Origin of the sequence: Coleofasciculus sp. E2-BRE-01 (genome assembly GCF_040221695.1) — a bacterium.
Taxonomy (GTDB): Bacteria; Cyanobacteriota; Cyanobacteriia; order Cyanobacteriales; family Coleofasciculaceae; genus Coleofasciculus.
This window is the reverse complement of sequence record NZ_JAVKEA010000059.1, coordinates 178702-186186: the sequence shown is the minus strand read 5'-3', so window position 1 is coordinate 186186 and position 7485 is coordinate 178702. Positions and strand designations below refer to the sequence as shown.

The 7485-nt window shown below is 45.3% G+C and carries 6 protein-coding genes; 2 read left to right on the top strand and 4 right to left on the bottom strand.

Going from position 1 to position 7485, the window contains the following annotated elements:
* Positions 1-546 precede the first annotated feature (546 nt).
* The 3 genes from RIG66_RS07410 to RIG66_RS07400 form a co-directional block, all read right to left on the bottom strand.
* A complete protein-coding gene (locus tag RIG66_RS07410; RefSeq protein WP_446376652.1) occupies positions 547-1185 on the bottom strand; it encodes a Uma2 family endonuclease in 639 nt (212 codons plus the stop codon).
* Between the two features lie 370 nt (positions 1186-1555).
* Entirely contained in the window at positions 1556-4495 is a 2940-nt protein-coding gene (locus RIG66_RS07405) for an NACHT domain-containing protein (protein ID WP_446376650.1), read from the bottom strand.
* A gap of 297 nt (positions 4496-4792) precedes the next feature.
* Positions 4793-5482: a peptidase C15 gene (locus tag RIG66_RS07400; RefSeq protein WP_446376648.1), complete on the bottom strand. Its 690-nt coding sequence runs from the start codon at positions 5480-5482 to the stop codon at positions 4793-4795.
* A 64-nt stretch (positions 5483-5546) separates the two neighbouring features.
* Between RIG66_RS07400 and hisH the strand changes: the two genes are divergently transcribed.
* Positions 5547-6182 (top strand): imidazole glycerol phosphate synthase subunit HisH, encoded by a 636-nt coding sequence (gene hisH, locus RIG66_RS07395; protein ID WP_446376646.1) that lies wholly within the window; start codon positions 5547-5549, stop codon positions 6180-6182.
* Here the strand turns inward: hisH and RIG66_RS07390 are convergent.
* Entirely contained in the window at positions 6151-6408 is a 258-nt protein-coding gene (locus RIG66_RS07390) for a hypothetical protein (RefSeq protein WP_446376644.1), read from the bottom strand. The two genes, hisH and RIG66_RS07390, sit on opposite strands and share 32 nt — an antisense overlap.
* Positions 6409-6458: 50 nt before the next feature.
* Between RIG66_RS07390 and RIG66_RS07385 the strand changes: the two genes are divergently transcribed.
* The gene (locus RIG66_RS07385; protein WP_446376642.1) at positions 6459-7316 is read left to right on the top strand and encodes a prohibitin family protein; all 858 of its coding nucleotides are present in this window, start codon (positions 6459-6461) and stop codon (positions 7314-7316) included.
* Positions 7317-7485 lie beyond the last annotated feature (169 nt).

The following is a 7485-nucleotide window of genomic DNA, read 5'->3' as shown; positions in this document are numbered from 1 at the left end:
GGTGAATGGTGGTAGGTGTGAGGTTTTTTCGCCTCCAACAGACAATTCCATCCTGACACCCGACACCCGACACCCGACACCCGACACCCGACACCCGACACCCTTGCTCAACCGAGCTTTCACCTTAAGTTGACACCAATGACAGACGTGCGCCCGGTTTTAGGGCTGTGTATTCGCACGTTTTTATTATTTCCCCCTCATCCCCTAACCCCTTCTCCATCCCCCCTCGTTCCCCCTTATTAGATCCCCCTTCCGTCCCCCTTTTGATCCCCCTCCCGTCCCCCTTAAAAAGGGGGAAGCCAGCAGATGCTTCGCTTTTTGTTCCATGGGGGAGGACAGAGAATGCTTCGCTTTTTTTGCATGGGAGAAGGGGAACCGGACTCTTTTACTCCCCTCTCCCAAGCTTGGGAGAGGGGCTGGGGGTGAGGGCTGGAAGTTAGCGTTCGCGTAGCGTTCTCAAAGGGTAGCGTAACGCACCATAACTTTTGTCGTAAGCGATGTGAACGCTTATGGCGCTAAAGCGCAACTACGAACCTCTAAATTGCCTTAAAGACTATCTGGATCAATATTCAACTCCCGCAATTTTGCCGCTAACCGTTCAGCACGTTGAGCTTCTTGTTCTCGCTGTTGTTCTAACTCCAAATAGGACAAAAACTGTTGCCCATCAGGTCGATATAATTCTAACCCTGCTTCTGTTAATTCAAACCGCACCGTTAAGCGAGGACTAACCCAGCCGGACATGGGTTCAATGACTTCTAATAGTCCCTCTATTCTTTGCCACCCTCTCAAACCTTTATTGTCTGGATCATAGAGGTAATATTCTTCGACGCCATAGCGGTTATAAAATGCCAGTTTTTTATCCATCTTAGTCTGGCTGTCATGATAAGAACGGATTTCAAAGACAACCTGCGGTGGGATATTATTTTCGCGCCATTGTAGGTAGGAACGGCGATCGCCTTTTGGTACGCCAAACACAACCATTACATCCGGCGCTTGAGAGATGGTGTTATTGCCTTCAACTGGATACCAAAGTAAGTCTCCGGCGACAAATACATTGGGGTCATCTTTAAATAAAGCATCACAGCCGCCTTGGATTTTGGTAATCCATTGATATTGAAGGGTGCTGTCTGCCATGGGTTTACCATCACTAGAGGGATAAATGATTTCTTCTTTGGTGAGTGTCATAGTATTAAAACCTAAGTTGAATTTACTTAGTCATAAGTTGTTGTGCTGTCGTTGAGGGATGTTGATTAAATTTTATCAAAGTTTGCCCCTCTAATATGATTCCCCTGTAGGGGCGACCCGCTTGTATAAATTGACAACTCCAGAAACAGGGCGGGTTTAGTCACATCTGGGTGCAACCAAAAAGATAGTTGTGAAACCCGCCCCTACACATTTAACACGAATGTCGCTGATTAAGCGGGTTTCGTAGTAAACAATTTAGTGCTAGAAGCGCTAAAGCGCTGACTACAAACTCGAAATTTAGTGCAATTTCAGTTAACACTAACGTTGTTTAGATTGGATTATGTCAACAAAATTCATGTTTAAAATTATATCATATATCACTTTTTTGCTTCTCGAATTGTGCCAATTCTGTCTGAGCAAACTCCCTAACTTTTTCATCAGGATCATTTTCGGCTCTGTCGCGCAGCAAGGGTAGAGTCTGGGGATTATCAGGATATTGTTTGATAATGATTTTAAGTGCCGTTTTACGAGGATTAGGTGTCTTGTTTGTCTCATCTTTTAAAGGATTTGTCTCATCTTTTAAAGGATAGGGATCATTGACGGCGCGATCGCATATAAATTCAAATATCCCCGATTCATCTTTCCAGCCTCGTGCTAACTCCTCCAATGCTGCTGCTCGGACATGCCAATGATCATTAGACTGAGCCACTCTCTTCAGTAAAGGTAAAATATCAGGATCTGAGAACCCGCCTTGCGCCCATTCTCGCATCGCTGTCTCTCGCACACGACAATGCTTAGCTGACTGAGCCAATGTCTTAAGGTCGGACAAAAAGTTTGGCTTATCTTTCCAGCCTTTAAGTAATTTTTGTATCGCTGCATTTCCAACATGACCATTCTCATCTGACTTAGCCAGTTCCATCAGTAGGAGAAAAGTATCAGGGTCATTTTTCCAGTTCTCGGCTAATCCCTTAACTGCTATCAATTGAGTATAATCATGATAGCAATAGCGATCAGACTGAGCTATAGCTTTGAGCAAATTTAATGTCTCTGGGGCATCTTTCCATATAGTTGCGATCACTCTAATTGCTTCTTCTTTTTCTATAGGGTCATCGCCATCAGTCAAACCTTTCAGTCGGTCGAGCATTTTATCAGCAGTTTCCTTAATATCAACCCGATTTCTCACTTCTGAAATGCACTTAGCTGCAAAAAATAGCTTGCTGTGTGAAAGATCAGTATGCCATTCATCTGCATCAGGTGTTTCAATCAAATATTCAATGACATGACCAGCAATTTTTGGCTGAATCATTCCTATGATTAAACACAGCACCTCATCCCAAGATGGATTCCACCAATGCTTACCAAAAACCTCGCTTTTCAACTCCTCCAGAGAAATTGTTCGTTCTTTCTCAAACTGCCAAACATATTCCCAGGCGCAGAAATATTCCAAAAATGTCCGATGCACAAAGGCATAATAATCCGCCCCCATGAAACATAATATAAAATTCCGTTCCCGCAGTTGCTTTATCATCACCCTAGCTATCACTCTGGGATTATTGATATCTAAGGTTTTCAGATAATCTGTCAAAATCTGATCTAACTCATCCGCCGCAATCAGATTAGCTACCGCGAACTCTTTCTCCGCTGCTTGCATCTGATAAGCCACCCGACGCAACATCGCCTGCTTATCTTTATAATCAATGGTTTGAATCTCTAACTGCTGATGTTCCACTAACGCCCGTTCCACATCCCATTGATGCAGCAATACCCGCGACGCTTGGTTGTATAATTCGGGTCTATCTCTGGGCAATTCCTGATTACGATTTAATATTGCCATCATGGTTAGCAATAAGGGATTTTCAGCCAGTTCCCGAATCGCTTTTGAGGTATCAATTGCCCGTTGCAGCCGTTCTCGCTTCCTATGTTTATCCACTTGATCCGTAAACGTTAAATCATGCCAACGGGTAATAAACTCCTGAATCTGATTTGCCTCCAAATCTTGCAACATAAAATGATCAAACTGGGCATCTTGTAACCGCTGTGGTTTATAGCCAATCACGCGAGAGGTGACAATTACCCGCACATCAGGATAATCATTGGTGAAGCGATGAATATCGGTCATTACATCCTCCCGTTTCCCCGGATCAAATACTTCATCTAAGCCATCAAACATGACTAAAGCATTTCCGGCTTTTAACTGTTCCACCAGTTGATGCTGATTCAGATGACAGACAATCCCACTGCTATCATGGAAGAATTCCAGGAAATTCTTCCATTGTCCCACATCGCGATTCCGCATATAGGTGCGTAATTCAATCAGCAGGGGAATCGGCTGTAAACTGGCGTCATTAGGTGTAGAATTTGCCCAATCTAATGCCAAATATTGTAATAAGGTAGATTTACCGGAACCCGGATCACCGAGAATTACTAGATAGCGATAGTTATCTTTATCGTTAATAATTTCATTGATGGGGCGAATTGGCTGTTGAGCATAAACCTGTTTATATTCGGTTAACTCTTCGATGGATATATCTGTGTCAAGTTGATTACTTTCTCGCAGTCGCCGTTGATGTTCTTTGGGCAGTTCATAGATTTTGGGTAATACCTGATGAACTTGTCGCACATTTTGGGGGATGAAGAGTCGCCAGAGTTTCAGTTGGTTATAGGCGCAGCCTGTTGTATCTAAACTGGATAGATTTAAGTTGCTGTAGCGTTCCCGTAATCCCTCTTGATATTTGGGTAAATTAAAATCCGGAGGAATTCCAGCAATTTCCCGAACCTTTTCTTCTATGGATTCCTGAATCTCTAATTCTAACAGTTCCTCTAACTCTGGCGAATTCCTAACAATGCGTCTCACATCTTTAACATATTGCTTGGCAACCCCATCCCAGTTAAACCCAGGTGGCATATTGGGTGAATAGCGCTGTACCCAAATGGTTCTTAATTGATTGGCGTCGATGGCGCGACATTTTTTTTCAAAGGCTTTTCCCAATAGGGGTTTCACGTCGTCATCTCGGATAAACCGCCCGATTGCTACTTGATAGGTGTCTCTGACTTCGGCTTCGGTTAACCCACATTCAACTAATAGTTCATCTTCGATTATTGTCAAGAATTCCGCTAAGGCTTCGAGTAAGGCGTTTTTGAGGATATGCGGTGAGGCTAATAGTACCCCCTCGCTGAGGCAGTCTTGGAAAAAATCGTTAACGTACTCTTCCAGATTTTCCTGCTGTAGTTTCAGCCAAATCTGCTGGAGTTCTAAGTTTTTAACGATTAAAGCGCCGACACTACTCAACGCTGTCCCCGGTTCCACCATGGCGCAATTCCTACAGAAGACTTATTTTTACCATTTTAGGCAAGAAAACCTTGGATCGACATTTCTGTTAGGGTATCTGCTTTTTCGTCTAGTGCAAATAGAAATAACTGAACAGCTAACATCTTCCCACGCTTCCCAGACGCGCCATGGCGCGTCTCTACATTTTCATCCTATCTACGAAGCTGTTCAAGTATTTCCGCTGCGCTGTGCAGGGGTTAGTCGGTTGGCTTGAGCGAAGTCGAAACCCAACCTAAAAAAACTCCATTAAAGCAGAAGGAATCAATATTGCCTTTGTCTCTAAGCCGCAGTCGTTGCATCTCGTCTTCGGCTTTGGTGTTGAAGGGTTGACCAAAGGGCGATTCGGGAAATAATTAGGCGAAAGTCAGTCAAAATTGTGGCTAGATTTTCGGGGGTTAGTACGGGAACGTGGACAAAAATGCAGCCTGTTGTTGGGGAATAATCCTGAAAATAGCGTAATAGCTGATAATAGAGTCCTTCACAGACAAATTTTCCCGCGTCATGACTAATCTCAGTTTCAGTTAATCCCTCGACTAATTTCTCTAAGTCTACAGCAGTTTTGAGCAATTGAGTCTCGAAAGATGTCTCATTGCCAAAGAAGGCGGGAAGACAATAGGACAACCCTTTCAGGCTTAAAATTGGTTGAAGAAGTAGATAATAAATGAACCAATACACTTGAGCAACAAGGTATCGAGGCGTTGCTCCAGCTTCTACAGTTAATCGGGAACGGGATTCCGCCATACCGCAACAGATCACCACATCCGGTTGCAGGTGTTCAATTTTCGCGATCGCTAAATCACTGGCGGGGAATACATCCACGGGTAGCTGTCTCAGGAAGGTTAACGATATGGCTTGATCTTGGAACAGGTTACTCTCAGCTTGGAGTTTGAGGAGTAAATCATCGGACGCATTGGATTTCTGATGAGGCAACCAGGTTTGAAAGGAAGTCAAAAGGATAGTTGTTGACATTATCGATTAGCACCGAACTCACTAAAATATAGATTGAACCATAAAAATAATGAGGAATCGGTTCATGCCAATCATTGCGGTGGTTGATTACGATATGGGTAACTTGCACTCGGCTTGTAAAGGGTTGGAGAATGCAGGTGCAACAACCAAGATAACGGATGTCTCGGCTGAGATTGAACAGGCGGATGCGGTGGTACTACCGGGAGTGGGTTCATTTGATCCGGCTGTACAGCATTTGCGATCGCGTGGACTTGAGGAACCGATTAAGCGGGTGATTGCCAGTGGTAAACCGTTCCTGGGTATCTGTTTGGGGTTACAAATTCTGTTTGAGGGTTCAGAAGAAGGAAAAGAACCCGGATTAGGGATTATCCCTGGGAAAGTGCGGCGATTTCAGCCAGAACCGGATATCCGGATTCCGCACATGGGGTGGAACCACTTGGAGTTTACTCAACCGGATTGTCCCTTGTGGATGCAGTTATCTGAGAACCCACAAGTTTATTTTGTCCATTCCTACTACGTTGAACCCGTTGATCCGACGATTCGCGCCGCTACAGTAACCCACGGCTCACAACAGGTCACGGCTGCGATCGCGCGGGATAATATGATGGCGGTTCAGTTCCATCCTGAAAAGTCGTCCACCGCAGGATTGCAAATTCTCTCGAACTTTGTCACCCTCCTGAAAACTCCTGTATCCGTTTAATTAAGCAGATTTGGTATAAGATTGGGCAGCAAGGAAGAGGGATTAAAAAATCTGAACGCTGAGTCAGGGCGGGTTTAGTTAAATTATCGGTTTGTAGCAAACTGTTATCGGTAAAACCCGCCCCTACAACAGACACACCATGACACCCCCGTTCCCCTGCACCTTTGCACCTTCGCTCCCCTGCTTCCCCATCTTCTCTTTTATCGCCGCAATTGAGTCTGAACATTGGTAGGCTGTAAAGAGTCGCCAATGGCGTTTGAGTAAGGAGAGTAAACGTTGAAGTATCAGAATTCACAGAATTGGCAAGCTTTAGTGGGAGGGATTATCGCAGCAGCCTTGATTCTCCTTAGCTTTAGCTCCTTTGTGATCATCAACCCAGGTCAAGCCGGGGTCATCAGCATCTTGGGTAAAGCGAGAGATGGAGCCTTACTAGAGGGAATCCACATTAAACCCCCCTTGGTTTCAGTGGTGGACGTATATGATGTGACTGTGCAAAAATTTGAAGTTCCCGCCCAGAGTTCCACTAAGGATCTTCAGGATCTCTCGGCTAGCTTCGCGATCAACTTCCGCCTTGATCCCACACAGGTGGTTACGATCCGACGGACACAAGGCACATTACAGAATATCGTCTCGAAAATTATCGCCCCCCAGACTCAGGAATCGTTCAAAGTTGCAGCAGCGAGGCGAACGGTAGAAGAAGCCATCACCAAACGGACTGAACTGAAGCAGGACTTTGATAATGCTTTGAATGAACGGTTGGAAAAGTATGGCATCATCGTCCTGGATACCAGCGTGGTTGACCTAAACTTCTCCCCAGAGTTCTCCAGGGCGGTTGAGGAAAAACAAATCGCTGAACAACGGGCGCAACGTGCTGTTTACGTTGCCAGGGAAGCCGAACAACAAGCCCAAGCGGACATTAATCGCGCTAAGGGTAGAGCCGAAGCCCAACGACTGTTGGCGGAAACCCTGAGAGAGCAAGGCGGACCACTGGTTCTGCAAAAAGAAGCGATCGAAGCCTGGAAACAAGGTGGGGCGCAAATGCCAAAAGTTTTGGTCATGAGCGGTGATTCCAATAGTAGTGTGCCATTCCTGTTTAACTTAGGGGATGTGGCACAGGAAACGCTACCGCGCTAAAGACACCAAACCCTGTGGTTATCCTGTAGCTTACTTTTGGTCGGGATCTGGAAAACCTCTCTCCTGCAAGGAGAGAGGCTTTGAATTCTCCCCCCTTCCGTGCAACAGAAGCGAAGCATCCTCTGTCCTCCCCGCATAACAAAAAGCTCTCGCATCCTCTGGCTTCCCC

Coding starts and splice junctions, on each gene's coding strand:
- RIG66_RS07390 (WP_446376644.1), bottom strand. CDS start 6,408: ATGTTCAGACTCAATTGCGGCGATAAAAGAGAAGATGGGGAAGCAGGG.
- RIG66_RS07400 (WP_446376648.1), bottom strand. CDS start 5,482: ATGTCAACAACTATCCTTTTGACTTCCTTTCAAACCTGGTTGCCTCAT.
- RIG66_RS07405 (WP_446376650.1), bottom strand. CDS start 4,495: ATGGTGGAACCGGGGACAGCGTTGAGTAGTGTCGGCGCTTTAATCGTT.
- RIG66_RS07410 (WP_446376652.1), bottom strand. CDS start 1,185: ATGACACTCACCAAAGAAGAAATCATTTATCCCTCTAGTGATGGTAAA.
- hisH (WP_446376646.1), top strand. CDS start 5,547: ATGCCAATCATTGCGGTGGTTGATTACGATATGGGTAACTTGCACTCG.